Annotated in this window: 12 protein-coding genes, 2 rRNA genes and 1 riboswitch; of the genes, 12 read left to right on the forward strand and 2 right to left on the reverse strand. The window is 47.1% G+C overall.

Annotated elements, in window-relative coordinates; translation table 11 throughout:
* The first annotated feature begins 194 nt into the window (after nt 1-194).
* The 5 genes from R50345_RS03075 to R50345_RS03095 all read left to right on the forward strand — a co-directional run bounded on the left by R50345_RS03075 (nt 195) and on the right by R50345_RS03095 (nt 6,254).
* Nucleotides 195-3,122 (forward strand): 23S ribosomal RNA (locus R50345_RS03075).
* Between the two features lie 128 nt (nt 3,123-3,250).
* Nucleotides 3,251-3,367: ribosomal RNA gene (rrf, locus tag R50345_RS03080) — 5S ribosomal RNA — on the forward strand.
* A gap of 238 nt (nt 3,368-3,605) precedes the next feature.
* The gene (locus R50345_RS03085; protein ID WP_042124010.1) at nt 3,606-4,358 is read left to right on the forward strand and encodes an acyl-[acyl-carrier-protein] thioesterase; all 753 of its coding nucleotides are present in this window, start codon (nt 3,606-3,608) and stop codon (nt 4,356-4,358) included.
* Nucleotides 4,359-4,540: 182 nt separating this feature from the next.
* Nucleotides 4,541-5,128 carry an RNA polymerase sigma factor gene (locus R50345_RS03090; protein ID WP_042124012.1) on the forward strand — a complete coding sequence of 196 codons (588 nt, stop codon included), beginning with the start codon at nt 4,541-4,543 and terminating at the stop codon, nt 5,126-5,128.
* On the forward strand, nt 5,103-6,254 hold the full coding sequence (locus tag R50345_RS03095; RefSeq protein WP_042124014.1) for a DUF4179 domain-containing protein: 1,152 nt from the start codon (nt 5,103-5,105) through the stop codon (nt 6,252-6,254). Before R50345_RS03090 ends, R50345_RS03095 begins: the two co-directional genes overlap by 26 nt.
* Before the next feature lie 66 nt (nt 6,255-6,320).
* Here R50345_RS03095 and R50345_RS03100 read toward each other — a convergent pair whose 3' ends face one another.
* The gene (locus tag R50345_RS03100; protein ID WP_042124016.1) at nt 6,321-7,247 is read right to left on the reverse strand and encodes an AraC family transcriptional regulator; all 927 of its coding nucleotides are present in this window, start codon (nt 7,245-7,247) and stop codon (nt 6,321-6,323) included.
* A gap of 54 nt (nt 7,248-7,301) precedes the next feature.
* Nucleotides 7,302-7,745 (reverse strand): tRNA (N6-threonylcarbamoyladenosine(37)-N6)-methyltransferase TrmO, encoded by a 444-nt coding sequence (gene tsaA / locus R50345_RS03105; RefSeq protein ID WP_042124018.1) that lies wholly within the window; start codon nt 7,743-7,745, stop codon nt 7,302-7,304.
* 127 nt (nt 7,746-7,872) lie between these two features.
* Between tsaA and R50345_RS03110 the strand changes: the two genes are divergently transcribed.
* The 7 genes from R50345_RS03110 (at nt 7,873) to purB (ending at nt 15,796) form a co-directional block, all read left to right on the forward strand.
* Nucleotides 7,873-10,008: a DNA topoisomerase III gene (locus tag R50345_RS03110; RefSeq protein WP_042124020.1), complete on the forward strand. Its 2,136-nt coding sequence runs from the start codon at nt 7,873-7,875 to the stop codon at nt 10,006-10,008.
* Nucleotides 10,009-10,147: 139 nt separating this feature from the next.
* Entirely contained in the window at nt 10,148-11,386 is a 1,239-nt protein-coding gene (locus R50345_RS03115) for an MFS transporter (protein WP_081953984.1), read from the forward strand.
* A 112-nt stretch (nt 11,387-11,498) separates the two neighbouring features.
* Nucleotides 11,499-11,762, forward strand: coding sequence for a DUF1294 domain-containing protein (locus R50345_RS03120; RefSeq protein WP_042124022.1), 264 nt, complete (start codon nt 11,499-11,501; stop codon nt 11,760-11,762).
* 40 nt (nt 11,763-11,802) lie between these two features.
* Entirely contained in the window at nt 11,803-12,237 is a 435-nt protein-coding gene (locus R50345_RS03125; protein ID WP_042124024.1) for a universal stress protein, read from the forward strand.
* A 228-nt stretch (nt 12,238-12,465) separates the two neighbouring features.
* Nucleotides 12,466-12,567, forward strand: a riboswitch (purine riboswitch).
* Between the two features lie 210 nt (nt 12,568-12,777).
* Nucleotides 12,778-13,263, forward strand: coding sequence for a 5-(carboxyamino)imidazole ribonucleotide mutase (gene purE / locus R50345_RS03130; RefSeq protein WP_042124025.1), 486 nt, complete (start codon nt 12,778-12,780; stop codon nt 13,261-13,263).
* Nucleotides 13,260-14,495, forward strand: coding sequence for a 5-(carboxyamino)imidazole ribonucleotide synthase (gene purK / locus R50345_RS03135; protein ID WP_081390081.1), 1,236 nt, complete (start codon nt 13,260-13,262; stop codon nt 14,493-14,495). The genes purE and purK overlap by 4 nt, the downstream gene beginning before the upstream one ends.
* A 5-nt stretch (nt 14,496-14,500) precedes the next feature.
* Nucleotides 14,501-15,796 (forward strand): adenylosuccinate lyase, encoded by a 1,296-nt coding sequence (purB, locus tag R50345_RS03140; RefSeq protein WP_042124027.1) that lies wholly within the window; start codon nt 14,501-14,503, stop codon nt 15,794-15,796.
* The last annotated feature ends 145 nt before the right edge of the window (nt 15,797-15,941 follow it).

The raw sequence follows: 15,941 nt of genomic DNA on the forward strand, positions 1-15,941 counted from the left end.
TTAGGCCTGTTACTCACTCGTTGCTCAGTTTTGAGAGTTTAAGCTCTCAAGTAAGACTTGATCCTTGAAAACTGGATACCGAAACGAATTTGCGTTTTAGAACATCTTTTAGCAACTTGTGCAAACAAGTAAATGTTATTAGTGAGATGATTCCAAGAGAGATATCGTATGATATTTTCCTGCGGAGAAATCAAGGTTAAGCTAATAAGAGCACACGGAGGATGCCTAGGCGCCAGGAGCCGACGAAGGACGTGGCGAACAACGAAACTGCCTCGGGGAGCTGTAAGCAAGCTTTGATCCGGGGGTGTCCGAATGGGGAAACCCAGCTGTGGTAATTCGCAGTTACTCATACCTGAATACATAGGGTATGTAGAGGCAGACCAGGGGAACTGAAACATCTAAGTACCCTGAGGAAGAGAAAACAATAGTGATTCCGTCAGTAGCGGCGAGCGAACGCGGAACAGCCTAAACCTAAGAGCTTGCTCTTAGGGGTTGTGGGACGTCTCACATGGAGTTACAAAGGAATATGGTAGGCGAAGAGGTCTGGAAAGGCCCGCGATAGAGGTAAAAGCCCTGTAACCTAAACTGTGTTCTCTCCGAGACGGATCCCGAGTAGTGCGGGGCACGTGAAACCCCGTATGAATCCAGCAGGACCATCTGCTAAGGCTAAATACTACCTGGCGACCGATAGTGAAACAGTACCGTGAGGGAAAGGTGAAAAGCACCCCGGAAGGGGAGTGAAATAGAACCTGAAACCGTGTGCTTACAAAAAGTCAGAGCCCTATTAATGGGTGATGGCGTGCCTTTTGTAGAATGAACCGGCGAGTTACGTTTAACATGCAAGGTTAAGTCGAGAAGACGGAGCCGCAGCGAAAGCGAGTCTGAATAGGGCGATTTAGTATGTGGACGTAGACCCGAAACCGTGTGATCTACCCCTGTCCAGGGTGAAGGTGCGGTAACACGCACTGGAGGCCCGAACCCACGCACGTTGAAAAGTGCGGGGATGAGGTGGGGGTAGCGGAGAAATTCCAATCGAACTCGGAGATAGCTGGTTCTCCCCGAAATAGCTTTAGGGCTAGCCTCGGTATAAGAGTAGTGGAGGTAGAGCACTGATTGGGTGCGGGGTCCGCAAGGATTACCAAGCTCAGTCAAACTCCGAATGCCATATACTTATTGCCGGGAGTCAGACAGTGAGTGCTAAGATCCATTGTCAAAAGGGAAACAGCCCAGACCATCAGCTAAGGTCCCCAAGTGTGTGTTAAGTGGGAAAGGATGTGGAGTTGCACAGACAACCAGGATGTTGGCTTAGAAGCAGCCACCATTGAAAGAGTGCGTAATAGCTCACTGGTCGAGTGACTCTGCGCCGAAAATGTAACGGGGCTAAACACACCACCGAAGCTATGGCTAGATACTATGTATCTGGGGTAGGGGAGCGTTGTATGTGGGTTGAAGGTGTACCGTAAGGAGCGCTGGACAGCATACAAGTGAGAATGCCGGTATGAGTAACGAAAAGATCAGTGAGAATCTGATCCGCCGAAAGCCCAAGGTTTCCTGAGGAAGGCTCGTCCGCTCAGGGTAAGTCGGGACCTAAGGCGAGGCCGAAAGGCGTAGTCGAAGGACAACAGTTTGAAATTACTGTACCACCGTAATCCGCTATGAGCGATGGGGTGACGCAGGAGGGTAGTGACGCGGACTGATGGATATGTCCGTCTAAGCAGTGAGGCTGATGTGTAGGCAAATCCGCACATCATTAAGGCTGGGCTGTGATGGGGAGCGAAAATTGTAGTAGCGAAGGTCATGATCTCACACTGCCAAGAAAAGCCTCTAGCCAGGAGAAGGTGCCCGTACCGCAAACCGACACAGGTAGGCGAGAAGAGAATTCTAAGGCGCGCGGAAGAACTCTCGTTAAGGAACTCGGCAAAATGACCCCGTAACTTCGGGAGAAGGGGTGCCCCGGTAGTGTGAATAGCACGAGGGGGCCGCAGTGAAAAGGCCCAAGCGACTGTTTAGCAAAAACACAGGTCTGTGCGAAGCCGCAAGGCGAAGTATACGGGCTGACGCCTGCCCGGTGCTGGAAGGTTAAGGGGAGTGGTTAGGGGTAACCCGAAGCTATGAACCGAAGCCCCAGTAAACGGCGGCCGTAACTATAACGGTCCTAAGGTAGCGAAATTCCTTGTCAGGTAAATTCTGACCCGCACGAATGGCGTAACGACTTGGGCGCTGTCTCAACGAGAGATCCGGTGAAATTTTAATACCTGTGAAGATGCAGGTTACCCGCGACAAGACGGAAAGACCCCATGGAGCTTTACTGCAGCTTGATATTGAATTTGGGTACGATCTGTACAGGATAGGTGGGAGCCGTAGAAATCGGAGCGCAAGCTTCGGTGGAGGCGCCGTTGGGATACCACCCTGATCGTATCTAGGTTCTAACCTAGTGCCCTAATCGGGTACGGGGACCGTGTCAGGCGGGCAGTTTGACTGGGGCGGTCGCCTCCTAAAGAGTAACGGAGGCGTTCCAAGGTTCCCTCAGAATGGTTGGAAATCATTCGAAGAGTGCAAAGGCATAAGGGAGCTTGACTGCGAGACCTACAAGTCGAGCAGGGACGAAAGTCGGACTTAGTGATCCGGTGGTACCGCATGGAAGGGCCATCGCTCAACGGATAAAAGCTACCCTGGGGATAACAGGCTTATCTCCCCCAAGAGTCCACATCGACGGGGAGGTTTGGCACCTCGATGTCGGCTCATCGCATCCTGGGGCTGAAGTAGGTCCCAAGGGTTGGGCTGTTCGCCCATTAAAGCGGTACGCGAGCTGGGTTCAGAACGTCGTGAGACAGTTCGGTCCCTATCTGTCGTGGGCGCAGGAAATTTGAGAGGAGCTGTCCTTAGTACGAGAGGACCGGGATGGACGTACCGCTGGTGCACCAGTTGTTTCGCCAGAAGCATGGCTGGGTAGCTACGTACGGACGGGATAAGCGCTGAAAGCATCTAAGCGTGAAGCCCCCCTCAAGATGAGATTTCCCAATTAGTAAGACCCCTTGAAGACGACGAGGTAGATAGGTTGGAGGTGGAAGTGCAGTAATGCATGGAGCTGACCAATACTAATCGGTCGAGGGCTTATCCTATACTTAAAACGAAAATTCAATTCGGATTCAGTTTTCAGGCATCAAGCCTGTAACACGCTTAGAAATTTATTCTCACTTCTGGTGATGAAGCAAATTTCACGCGGCAGCGTCTGTTTCACAGACGCATGTTTGGTGGCGATAGCGGAGGGGTTCCACGCGTACCCATCCCGAACACGACCGTTAAGCCCTCCAGCGCCGATGGTACTTGGACCGAAGGGTCCTGGGAGAGTAGGACGTTGCCAAGCACACGAAGCCATTGTTGATTTATCAACAATGGCTTTTTTGTTCCCTTTATCGCTTAATTTAAATAATGTGGATAAGTCATGGGTAAATAACGAAAAAATAAAAGTTACTAACATGTGGATGAAATAATAAAATATATTCAAAAATGAAAGTAGTCCCCAATTTATGTGGATAGAGCAGTGGTATATGTGGATACTTCAAGTAAATGCAAGGATATTTTGCATGGTAGGAGGATAAACAATGGACAACAGTAGCAATCTTGTGTGGATAGAAGATTTTTCTGTACATGCGAGCGACACGGATTATCGTTCGCAGGGTAAGTTATCCTTTATTCTGGATATCATGCAATGTGCGGCAGACTTCGCGGTGGGTAATTTGGGGATAAGTGTGGAAGAAATTCTGAATGCAGGAATGGGCTGGATGATGATTACGTTAGATCTTGATTTTAAGCGTATTCCTCGCCCAAATGATGTGCTTAGCGTACATACCTGGAGTAAAGGCACTAAAGGGGCTTTATGGCAACGGGATTATCGTATTTTCGATGCAGATCATATAGAGATTGCCAGAGCGCGTTCTATATGGGCTTTAGTAGATATTGAGAAGAGAAAGATACTCAGACCGAACGCTCTTCCAGTTCAGGTTAAGCACTATAATGGCGATTCAGTAGGCGATATGCCTGTTAAGGTAACGATCCCTACTGATATTACTATGGAAGAAGCTTATCGGTATCAGGTAAGATATAGTGGGCTGGATAGCAACGGACATCTGAATAATGCCCGATACGGAGATTTATGTTGTGATGCACTCAGTTTAGCGGAATGGGATAATGCAGAGTTTACACGCTTCCGGATTACTTATCTACAAGAAGCAAAGTTTGGGGATGAACTGACTATTTTACGTTCGGCAGTAACCGATGATGGTATATATGTACGTGGTCAGAATAGTGATACTATATTTTTTGAAGCTTGTTTAGAGTTAAAAGATATTAAGTAAGTAAATAGTGAATTTGGAATATTATATAAAAGCGATTTCTCCGAGCATCAATCGGGGCAGTCGCTTTTTTATTTGTCTTTGGTTAATGCTTTTAACATATTTGGAATATTTTTTAGAGCCTGTCACAATTAAAGGGATCACATTCGTTATATAGTTGTAGTCAATAACAAGGAGGTGATTCTTTGGAACGTCGCAGCCCCGGGGTCCAAGTGAATCAAACAATAATTGAAGAGGCTATTGATCAGGTTCTTACGGGTAAGCGCGAAGCCTATAGAACTATAATACAAGCCTATGAAAGAAAGATTCATACTTATTGCTATTATATTTTGAGAAGTCATGAAGAAGCAGAGGATGCTGTGCAAGATATATTTGTAAAAGTGTATCAGGAACTCAGACGTTATGAGAAACGAGTCTCTTTTAATGCATGGCTGTATAAAGTGGCTTATCATCATTGCTTGGATCAGGTTCGCAAACGCAAGAGATGGAACAGACTGATTAAGCTTTATACAGCACTGCAAACAAAGACTTATTATGAACTTAACGATGAATCTCCGGTAGAGCAGCTATTTAGCAATCTCTCAACAGAAGAAAGTAACATGCTAATCCTTAAAGTGGTAGAGCAATATAGCTTTGAAGAAATGGGCCAGATCATGGGTTGTAGCCCGTCAATGCTGCGTAAGAGGTATGAACGGTTACGAAAGAAGCTTGTTTCAGAAAAAATCTACGAGGGAGGGATACAACTTGATGAAGTGGCAAAATCGAACGGATGAGCAGAGGTTGCAGCAGATTGCTGAGACTGTCCGAAGTCATGAAATGCCGATAACAAGCTATAGTGAACAAATAATGAATCGAATTGAGAAGATGGAAGTTCAGGGAAATCAACAAAAGAACACAAACGGCAAGTTGTTTAAGAAAACGTTGATTGCGGCCTGCACAGCTGCGGTAGTTGGAACGTTGATTATTGGAACTGGTTTAGTATCTCCCGCCTGGGCAGACAAGCTGAGCCAGGTTCCTATTCTAGGAAATATTTTTAGTGATTTAGATGATTCGGGACTGAAGAATGCTGTTGGAAAAGGACTTACAACTAATCCAGACGTTAGTATTACTCATGATGGAGTAACCTTGAAAATTAGTGATGTAATGTATGATGGTACACGTCTGGTTTTGGGGTTCGAAAGAGAAGGTATTCAAAATGATCTCGTAATGGCTAAGATAACGAACTTTTGGAATAATGATTTTGATCAATCTGAAAAAGGGTTGCTTGGAATGCCTGTAGTTAAACTCCCTAATGGGAAAGAAGTGATATTTGGTTCTTCAAGAACAGGTGATATCTACGGGCAATCGAACACACTTTTACTAGAGCTTAATGAGGTTCAAAACACCGAGGAATTTGGGGAAGAATTTGAGGTAAGTGTAAGTGTACCTGTAGCCCAAGTCGAAGAGCCATTTGTATTTCAAGTACCCGTGAAAAAAGTAACTGAGGAGGCTATAAGGCTTACTCCAGATCAAACGAAGAGCAGAGGAGCGTTTAGTTATACCGTTAAGAATCTAGATATTACGCCTGCAACGACTAGAATAGTTATTAATAGTACGGGGGAAGTTCCTGTATCACCAGAACAAACAGGGGAGTATAGTCCAACGGAGGTGTTCTATCAGATCGAAGATGATCAAGGGAACATCATTGAACCGTACAATCGGGGATACAATTTATATCCGGCTATACCACTTCTTATAGTAGATAAAATATATGCTGCATTCTCTGAAACACCGAAATACGTAACCATCAAGCCGTATACCTGTACGTTTGATAAGGATTTGAACCTTTTGAAAGATGCTGATGGACAAAGAATAAAAACGTTCTATGAAGAGCTTGAGCTAACAATTCAGATTCAATAAGGACTAGTAACTGTTAATCCGATAAACTAAGCAAAGTCCGTGTCTGCATATCAGATGCGGACTTTTTTATATAAATTCTAATGGAATGTAGATTTCGCTCACAGATTTTTCATTATCCGGACCTATGTACCCTTCTCCATAAAATTCCAATTCAAAAGGAATGGATATTCTGTATTCTGTTTTTGGGAGCCAGATTCCGTAAATATATTTATAAGTAGAAGGAATATCACAAGAACGGCCTCTGTGGATGAATTTCAAATATCGGGCGGGTGGTAATACATGAATGGGTAGTGCCCGATTGCTGTCTGTATAAATTTCTGATTTAGATGAAGTATCCGAATGGCTTATGTGATCCGGTGCTATGGAAGGTGAAGAATTAAGCTCGCAGGCACACATAATCGAAAATCCGTTATCCTCATAATCGTTTGGCCAGAAGCCAAGCTGATAATATTTTTCGGGAAGTATGCGCTTATGTATGGTAGTTACCTTGCTAAAAAGCAGCGACCAAGTATTAGAGATAACGGAGTAATTATCGGTTATCTTTACTAACGGTCCCTGAAGAATGATTTCTCCCAAATCAACGAGTTGGGGGGAGATAATATTATCCATAGGTGCTTGATGTAAATCATGTTCGTAGAGTCTAGGTAGTAAAGGGAGCTGTGATTTAGTACGCCTTTTACGGACGAGGGTAGGAGTCGTATGCAACATTCTTTTGAAAGCGCGGGTAAAGGTCTCATAATTATTGAAGTCATAATCTAGCGAGATGTCCTGAAGAGAGCGCTCTGGCATTCTTAAAATATCCAATGCTGCCTCAGTGATTCTGCGTCTTAATATATAGTCGCCAGGTGCTATCCCAGTGACCGCTTGAAATAGACGGGTGAAATGATAAAGAGAGTAACCCATTTCTTTGGAGAGGACAGCTACAGGAAGAAGCGTTGTTAAACGATCCTCGATGAGATCTAATGCTTGGATTATTAATTGACGATTGTTCAAGAGATGTCCTCCCATAACTTTTTATAGAGGTGGTGTTCAAAACTACCACTTCAATTATTCAGCCATCCAGTCCCCCCAATTAGCAGCCCAATCGGGAACGGTCACTTCCATTACGCGATCTGCACTAGGAAAATAGGCTTTGATATCGAGAATTGGTGTATCAGGATAGGCATCAAGCCCAGCCACCTCTACGATGCCAGAAGCTTCATCGACAGACAGGATTGCTGCTACACTAAGCCCAATTGGATTAGGTCGAATAGGGGAACGGGAAGCGAATACTCCAGTTAATGTTTCGTCATAAGGTGGTTGAATCTGTGTAGTCTGGCGGAATTGATCATCTGCAAACTCGTGCAGCCACCAAAGCACTTGGCAATGACTAAATTGAGATAAACCTTTAAGCGCCGGGCTAAATTCCGGTTTGATTTCCAGTCGCAAATTACGTGGCGTACCTGTAACCCAACCTATAGGTACTATATTATAGCTTTCTTGTTCATTCATTGACTATGACTCCTTTCGGGTATCAGATATTATTTAGTGTATAACGGAGTGACCCGGTAAAGCCTGACGATATTTGCTATCATTCATTTAATGCTATAATGAAATTTGATGTGGAAAGGGGAGCATTATGAAGACATTAGTTTTGGCGGAGAAGCCGTCTGTTGCACGCGAGATTGCACGAGTTATGGGATGTAATAATAAACAGAAGAGTTATATTGAAGGTCCAAAATATGTGGTTACCTGGGCGCTGGGACATTTGGTCGGCCTGGCAGAGCCTGAGGATTATAATAAAAAGTTTGCAACCTGGGCATTGGAGGATTTACCGATTTTACCGGAGAAGACCAAGTTGAAGGTGCTTCGGGAGACGAATCAGCAATACAAGGCTGTTCAGCATCTAATGAAAAGACAGGATATTGAGGAGCTTGTGGTGGCTACAGACGCTGCCCGTGAAGGTGAGCTGCTGGCTCGCTGGATTATGACTATGGCAGGGTGGAAAAAGCCATTCCGGCGGCTATGGATATCCTCGCAGACCGATAAGGCGATTAAAGAGGGATTCGCTAAGCTCCGCCCAGGTCGGGAATTTGATCGTCTATACGAATCAGCACGTTGCCGCGCAGAGGCGGACTGGATGATTGGTCTTAATGTCACGAGAGCTTTGACTTGCAAGTTCGGTTCACCGCTCTCGGCAGGACGGGTGCAAACACCGACATTAGGGATGATTATGGATCGTGAAAAGGAAATAACGGGTTTCCGTTCCGTTGATTTTGAGACGTTAACTGCAGATTTCGGGGATTTCCAAGCAGCTTGGCGCGCTAGTAACGGAGATGGGCGGATATTCGAAAAGGAAAAGACAGCAAGTCTGAAGGATAAGCTTACTGGACGTAGCGGTCGTATTATTAAGGTGCAGAAGAGTGAAAAGAGCGAGCCCCATCCTCTCGCTTATGATCTGACTGAATTGCAGCGTGATGCGAACCGGAAGTTCGGCTTCTCCGCGAAGCAGACTTCCAGTGTGCTCCAGCGTTTATATGAGCAGCACAAGCTAGTCACTTACCCACGTACGGACAGTCGTTACTTAACTGCAGATATGACGGGCACACTTAAGGAAAGACTGGAGAGTGTGGCTGTCGGACCATATGCGGCGCTGGCACGCCCACTGCTGCGCAAACCGCTGCCGATTACGAAGCGAATTGTGGATGATAGTAAAGTAAGTGATCACCATGCCATTATTCCGACAGAGCAGACTGTATTATTAAATGGACTGAGTACTGAGGAACGTAAGCTGTATGATCTGATTGTGCGGCGTTTTATCAGCTTGTTCTATCCCCCAGCGCGCTATGATGCGGTAGCTGTTACCGTCAATGTGGAAGGCGAGAGCTTTCATGTCAAAGGAACGACGGTAAAAGATGCCGGCTGGCGTGAAGTGTACGGTGGAGATATGAGTAATGATGATGACGAGGAATCATCGGACGAGCCAGCAGCTGGCAGTGTAAAGCTGCCTGAGCTTCGCGAAGGGGCAACTGTCACGATTAGCCGTTGTGTAGTGCGTCCTGGACGGACACAGCCACCGAAGCGTTACAATGAAGCTTCACTTTTGACGCAAATGGAGAAGCACGGACTGGGAACCCCGGCGACGCGCGCGGATATTATCGAGAAGCTGGTGAGCTCCGATACCATTGAACGTCAGGGCAATCTTCTGCATCCGACCGGAAAAGGCAAGCAGCTTATCGAACTGGTATCCACCCAGCTACGGACTCCGGATCTAACTGCGCGCTGGGAAGCTGAGCTGGAGAAAATTGCGCGTGGTCAAGGTAAACCGGAGCTCTTTTTGCAAGGTATACGCAGTATGGCACAAGAATTAGTGACTGGTGTAAAAACAAGCGGAGCAGAATACAAACCGCATAATGTCTCAAACAGTAATTGTCCGGAATGCGGTACAAGACTACTCGAGAAAAAGAGCAAACGGGGGAAGTTGCTTGTGTGTCCTGCGGATAACTGTGGTTATACCCGGGCCGGAGAGAAAAGATTATCGAATCGCCGCTGTCCGCAGTGCCATAAGAAAATGGAGCTTAAAGAGGGTAAAGCAGGTATGTTCGTTCAATGTCTGGGCTGTGGAATCACAGAAACTTTGGATAAGGACCACAAGCATGTGAATAAACGCGAACAGCAAAAGCTGGTACAGCAATACAGTAAGCAAGAAAGCATTGGCTCTAACCTTGGGGAACTGCTGAAAGCAGCGCTTGAAGGGCAAAAGAAGGATAAGTAGAGAGCTAGGTAAACCTGTTGTTGCTACTAACTTTTGTTCAGGGAAATTGGATAGTAATAATGAAGACTGCTGAGTTTGCTCAGTAGTCTTTTTTTATTCGCGTAAGTTTTTGTAGTCTACGGATAGGCTTTGAATTAGAATGTTAAGCAAATACATAGAGCAGGTGATTAGGGTGGCAGCGGAGCAGCAAGTGGATCCAGTGAAAGCGGCAGATAGCCCACAGGGTCAGGGTAACAGCAGGTTTTTCTTTCTTGTGATTGTATTTATGTTCTGGTTCTCTTCTTATATTTATGTCCCGGTGCTTTCACCGTATGTGGAGCATTTGGGAGCATCGTATTTTATGGTAGGCATGGTGCTTGGCGTATACGGGTTAATGCAGATCCTGTTCCGACTGCCGATTGGTATCGGTTCAGATTATTTGAATCGGCGGCGGCCGTTTATCTATCTGGGATTGATTGCGAGCGGAGCCAGCTGTTTTCTTTTTATGTGGGGAGCACAGCCTGTTTGGGCATTGGCAGCACGTGCGGTATCCGGTATAGCGGCTTCGGCATGGGTCGTGTACACTGTGATGTTCGCGGGCTATTTCCCGAAAGAGGAAGCTGGAAAAGCAATGGGCATGCTGCAATTTACTACAGTTATCGCCCAATTGACCAGTATGATGATCAGTGGCTATATGGTGGAGCATTGGGGCTGGAATACCCCGTTCTTGATGGGTGGAATTGTAGCGATTGCGGCGTTGCTGCTTGCTCTGCGATTGCCTGAACAAAAACAGGAGAAACGGCAAAGTGCGATCCAGATCAAGGATTTGGCGGGTGTTATGAAGGAGCCCCTTTTGGTAAGAGTCTCACTGTTGTCTGTATTGGCACACTGTGTGCTATTCATTACGATGTTCGGATATACTCCGAACCAAGCCCTGAATATCGGAGCAAGCAAAGAAAGCTTGGGCTGGCTGACGCTTGCTTTCATGATTCCGCATGCTGTCGCGACCCTCTACGGCTCACGGACATTCGGAAGACTCCTAGGGGACAGGGGGACGCTTATCATAGGCTTCGCGGGCAGTGCATTGTTTACACTTCTTATTCCTTCTATGCCGACGTTAGCGATGCTTTGTCTGACTCAGGTAGGAAACGGATTTATGCAGGGACTTATTTTTCCATTGTTGTTAGGCAAGTCGGTGTCAGAAGTGGATCCATATAAACGTGCAACAGCTATGGGCTTCTATCAGGCTGTCTATGCGGTAGGCATGTCGGCGGGACCGTTCGTGGCAGGCTGGATGAGTGCTCACTATGGTTTGACCGGGGGGTTTTGGCTGGGCGGAATTGCGGCGGCGCTGGCTGCGGTGTTGTCATGGATATGGATGAAGGATGCGAAGCAGTGAAACGAAAGAAGCAGACAGCGAAGTTATCAGAGCGTGTAAGGATGATTGGTTTTTTGTGAAAAAGAGGAATATAATAGAGATAGATAGGTAGCAAGGAGGAGAGCCCGGGAGAATGGTCAAGGTTATAATGTTGTGGTTTGTGGTAATTAATATAATCGGATATGTAGTGATGTCCGAAGACAAGATCAAAGCCCGTAAACGGCGAGAACGTGTACCTGAGAAGACACTTTTTCTGCTGGCAGCTATGGGCGGGGCACTAGGCGTGCTGATTGCCATGTATCGTAAGCGCCACAAGACACGACATATGTCCTTTAGGATCGGAATTCCGTTACTTCTGTTGCTGAATATCTTTTTGTACAGCTATTTTTTAAGGTGATAGTCTTTATGATTACAAACTAGAAAAAGAGGTGGCGTACATGTTATTCTCTAAAATTTTACTCGCCTATGATGGATCAAAGGCTTCTAATCAAGCATTGGAGCGCGCAATTGAACTCGCAAAAGTAACTCCGGGCTCTACGCTGCATGTTGTTCACGCATTTGAATTCCCAAGATTTTTTATCGGAGAAGCTTTAGCACCACTGCCAGCTTCAGTAAATAAAGAATATTATGATTTAGCAGTACAAACTACGGAAGAAGTGAAGGGACGCCTTGAGGCTGAAGGCTTGAATGCTGAGGTTGAGCTTTTACAAGGATCGCCTGCTGAAGTGATTTTGAAATATGCTAAAGAAAAGGCTGTGGACATCATTGTCATCGGCAGCCGCGGACTTGGCGGAATACGTGAATTTGTTCTGGGAAGTGTGAGTCACAATGTAGTACAAAGCGCCCGCATTCCTGTGCTGGTGGTCAAATAATATAGAGTTAAAAGGGACGCTTATGGCGTTCCTTTTTTCAAATATAAGAAAGTATAAGTTTTATGCTTAATATAACATCTGGTGTTAGAACTAAGAGTGTACGGAAAGAAGTCTTTATCATCAAAATAAGTGGCTGTTGAGAATTTAAATTCGCCTAAAAGCGAACGTTTAGTAATCCTAATTTACAAATGTTCGTGTTTGAGTTGACATCCTGTGTAGGGGATTGTTAAACTGATGTCATGAGCAACTCGTATAAAACCGGGGATATGGCCCGGAAGTTTCTACCCGGGAACCGTAAATTACCGGACTACGAGGAAATAGGATGATAGAATGCGGCAATGCGGTCCGGGTAACGGAATGATGCATTATGCCATTTTCCGCGCTTAATGCAGCCTAATGATAGGCACGCGGATTATTTTTTCCTAATTTCTTTACTAGTCCGATCCTCCCGCAGCAAAATGCGTCTGGTCATCGGGCTTTTTTTATTCGAATTTATAAGATAAAGATATCCATACTAGTGACTGGAAGGTAGGTCGAATCATGTCAGTACAGGTAGCTGTTATCATGGGCAGTAAATCGGATTGGGACACGATGGAGCACGCTTGTGCGGTGCTTGAAGAGCTGGGATTATCTTATGAGAAGAAGGTAGTATCCGCGCACCGGACGCCGGACTTGATGTTCAGCTATGCGGAGGAAGCCGCGGGCCGGGGTATTCGCGTCATTATTGCAGGAGCGGGCGGTGCCGCGCATTTGCCGGGTATGGTGGCAGCAAAGACGATTCTGCCTGTGATTGGAGTGCCAGTGCAGTCGAAGGCGCTTAATGGGCTGGATTCGCTTCTCTCCATCGTGCAGATGCCAGGAGGCATTCCAGTGGCAACGGTAGCCATTGGTAAGGCAGGAGCCATTAATGCAGGCCTCCTGGCCGCACAGATTATCGGAGCGTTCGATCCAGAAGTGCAGCAGCGTGCGCAGCTGCGGCGGGATGCGATCACGGGCGAAGTCCTTGAAAGCAGCGACAGCTTATGAGACCGGAGGAGCTGAAGCTGCAGGAGGCTGGCGGCGCTAATTCGCCAGCTGCTACTAATGCGTCCGGTACGGGCACCGTCCGGACGCTACTGCCCGGCGCGACCGTCGGCGTGCTCGGCGGCGGGCAGCTCGGGCGCATGATGGCGCTGGCTGGCAGCGCCATGGGCTACCGCTTCGTGGCGCTGGACCCTGCGCCGGATGCGCCTAGCGGTCAAGTTACGCCGCAGATTACAGCGGCGTATAACGACCGGGACGCGGCGCGGGAGCTAGCGCGCCGCTCGGACGTCATCACGTACGAGTTCGAGAACGTCGACGCGGGTGTTGCCGCGCTGCTGACGGAGGAATCGTACGTGCCGCAGGGCAGCGCGCTGCTGTATACGACACAGCATCGGCTGCGCGAAAAAGCCGCCATCGAGGCGGCGGGCGTACCCGTCGCCCCGTACCGGAAGGTGGATAGCCTTGCGGAGCTGAAAGTGGCGGCGGTTGAACTTGGACTTCCCTGTGTGCTGAAGACAGCCACAGGCGGTTATGACGGCAAAGGACAAGCCGTGATCCGGCAGGAGGAAGAGCTGGAAGAAGCCTTCCGGCAAGTAGCACCCGGAGCGGTTGTACCGGAGCTGGTGCTTGAGAAATTTGTCGCTTTTAAGTGTGAAATATCTGTTGTTGCTGCACGCAGTGCATCTGGAGAGGTTAAGAGCTTTCCGCCATCGGAGAATATTCATGTGAATAATATTTTGCATCTGTCTATTGTGCCTGCAAGAGTATCAGAGGAGATTCAGCGGAGAGCATGCGAATTGGCAGAGACATTAATCGCTGGACTTGATGCGGTTGGGCTGTTGGCTGTAGAAATGTTCGTCACAGAGGATGGGCAATTGTTCGTCAATGAGCTAGCACCAAGGCCGCATAACTCCGGGCATTATACCATGGACGCTTGCGCGACTTCACAGTTCGAGCAGCATGTCCGGGCGATTTGTAATCTGCCGCTGGGCGATACAACGCTTTTGACACCCGTAGTTATGGTAAATGTACTAGGTCAGCATTTGGATGGCGCCATTAAAGCGACCTGTACACAGGACGAAAAAGATAATAAGCTGGGTGTTGTACCTAAGCTTCATATATATGGCAAGACTGAGAGTAAGACCGGCCGCAAGATGGGCCATATCAATCTGCTCTGCAAGGATACCGGAGACGGCTTGTCCTGGGTGGAGCAATCTAAACTTTGGAGGAACTAAAGAATATGATCGAACGTTACAGCAGACCTGAGATGCGAGCTATTTGGACGGAGGAAAATAAATTCAAAGCGTGGCTGGAAGTTGAGATCTGCGCTTGTGAAGCATGGGCTGAGCTGGGAGTTATCCCGCACGAAGACGCAGCTAAACTGCGTAAAGACGCTAAATTCGACATCGCACGCATTGATGAAATAGAACAAGAGACACGTCATGACGTTATCGCATTTACACGTGCGGTTTCCGAAAGCCTTGGCGCAGAACGCAAATGGGTTCACTACGGTCTTACTTCTACTGACGTGGTAGATACTGCACTGGGTTACTTGCTTCGTCAAGCGAATGAGATTCTAGAGAAGGATATCATCAACTTTATTGAGATCCTTAAAGATAAGGCTATTGCCTACAAAGATACACCGATGATGGGCCGTACACATGGCGTTCATGCCGAGCCAACCACCTTCGGTCTGAAAATGGCGCTTTGGTACGAAGAAATGAAACGTAACCTGGAGCGTTTCCGCCATGCTGCGAACGGTGTGCAGTTCGGTAAAATCTCCGGTGCCGTTGGTACGTACGCGAACATCGATCCTTTCGTAGAAGAATTCGTTTGCCGCAAGCTCGGCACAAGCCCAGCTCCAATCTCTACACAAACGTTACAGCGTGACCGTCATGCTGAATACATGGCTGCTCTTGCTTTGGTAGCGACATCGTTAGACAAATTCGCTACTGAAATCCGCGCCCTGCAAAAGAGTGAGATTCGTGAAGTGGAAGAAGCTTTTGCTAAAGGTCAAAAAGGTTCATCCGCTATGCCACATAAACGTAATCCGATCGGCTGCGAGAACATTTCCGGTCTGTCCCGCGTCATTCGCGGACATATGGTTACAGCTTACGAGAATGTGCCACTTTGGCATGAACGCGATATTTCGCACTCCTCCGTGGAACGTATCATCCTTCCGGATGCAACAATGCTGCTCAACTACATGCTGAACCGTTTCGGTAACATTGTGAAGAACCTGACTGTATTCCCAGAGAACATGAAGCGTAACATGAACCGTACCTTCGGCGTTCCTTTCTCCGGTCGGATCTTGACTAAACTGATCGACAAAGGCCTTAGCCGTGAGCAAGCGTACGATACCGTTCAACCGCGTGCTATGCAAGCATGGGAAGAGCAAAAACAATTCCGCGATATCGTGGAAGCTACACCTGAAATCACTAACGTTCTTACCCCAGAAGAGATTGAAGATGCATTTAACCCTTCTTGGCACCTTAAGCATGTGGACACCATCTTCCGCAAGCTAGAGCTTATCTAAAAAAAAGATAAGTTAGTGGTGAACTAAGGAGTTAGATATAAAGGAAGTTGGTCGAATGGTGTAATGGAGAGGAAGTTTGGAACTGTAGAAGCGTTAGCGTTCGCCTTTATGGTTGGATTTCTACCGCGAAGAGCGGTTCAAATCA

The sequence above is a fragment of the Paenibacillus sp. FSL R5-0345 genome (genome assembly GCF_000758585.1).
GTDB lineage: Bacteria > Bacillota > Bacilli > Paenibacillales > Paenibacillaceae > Paenibacillus_AQ.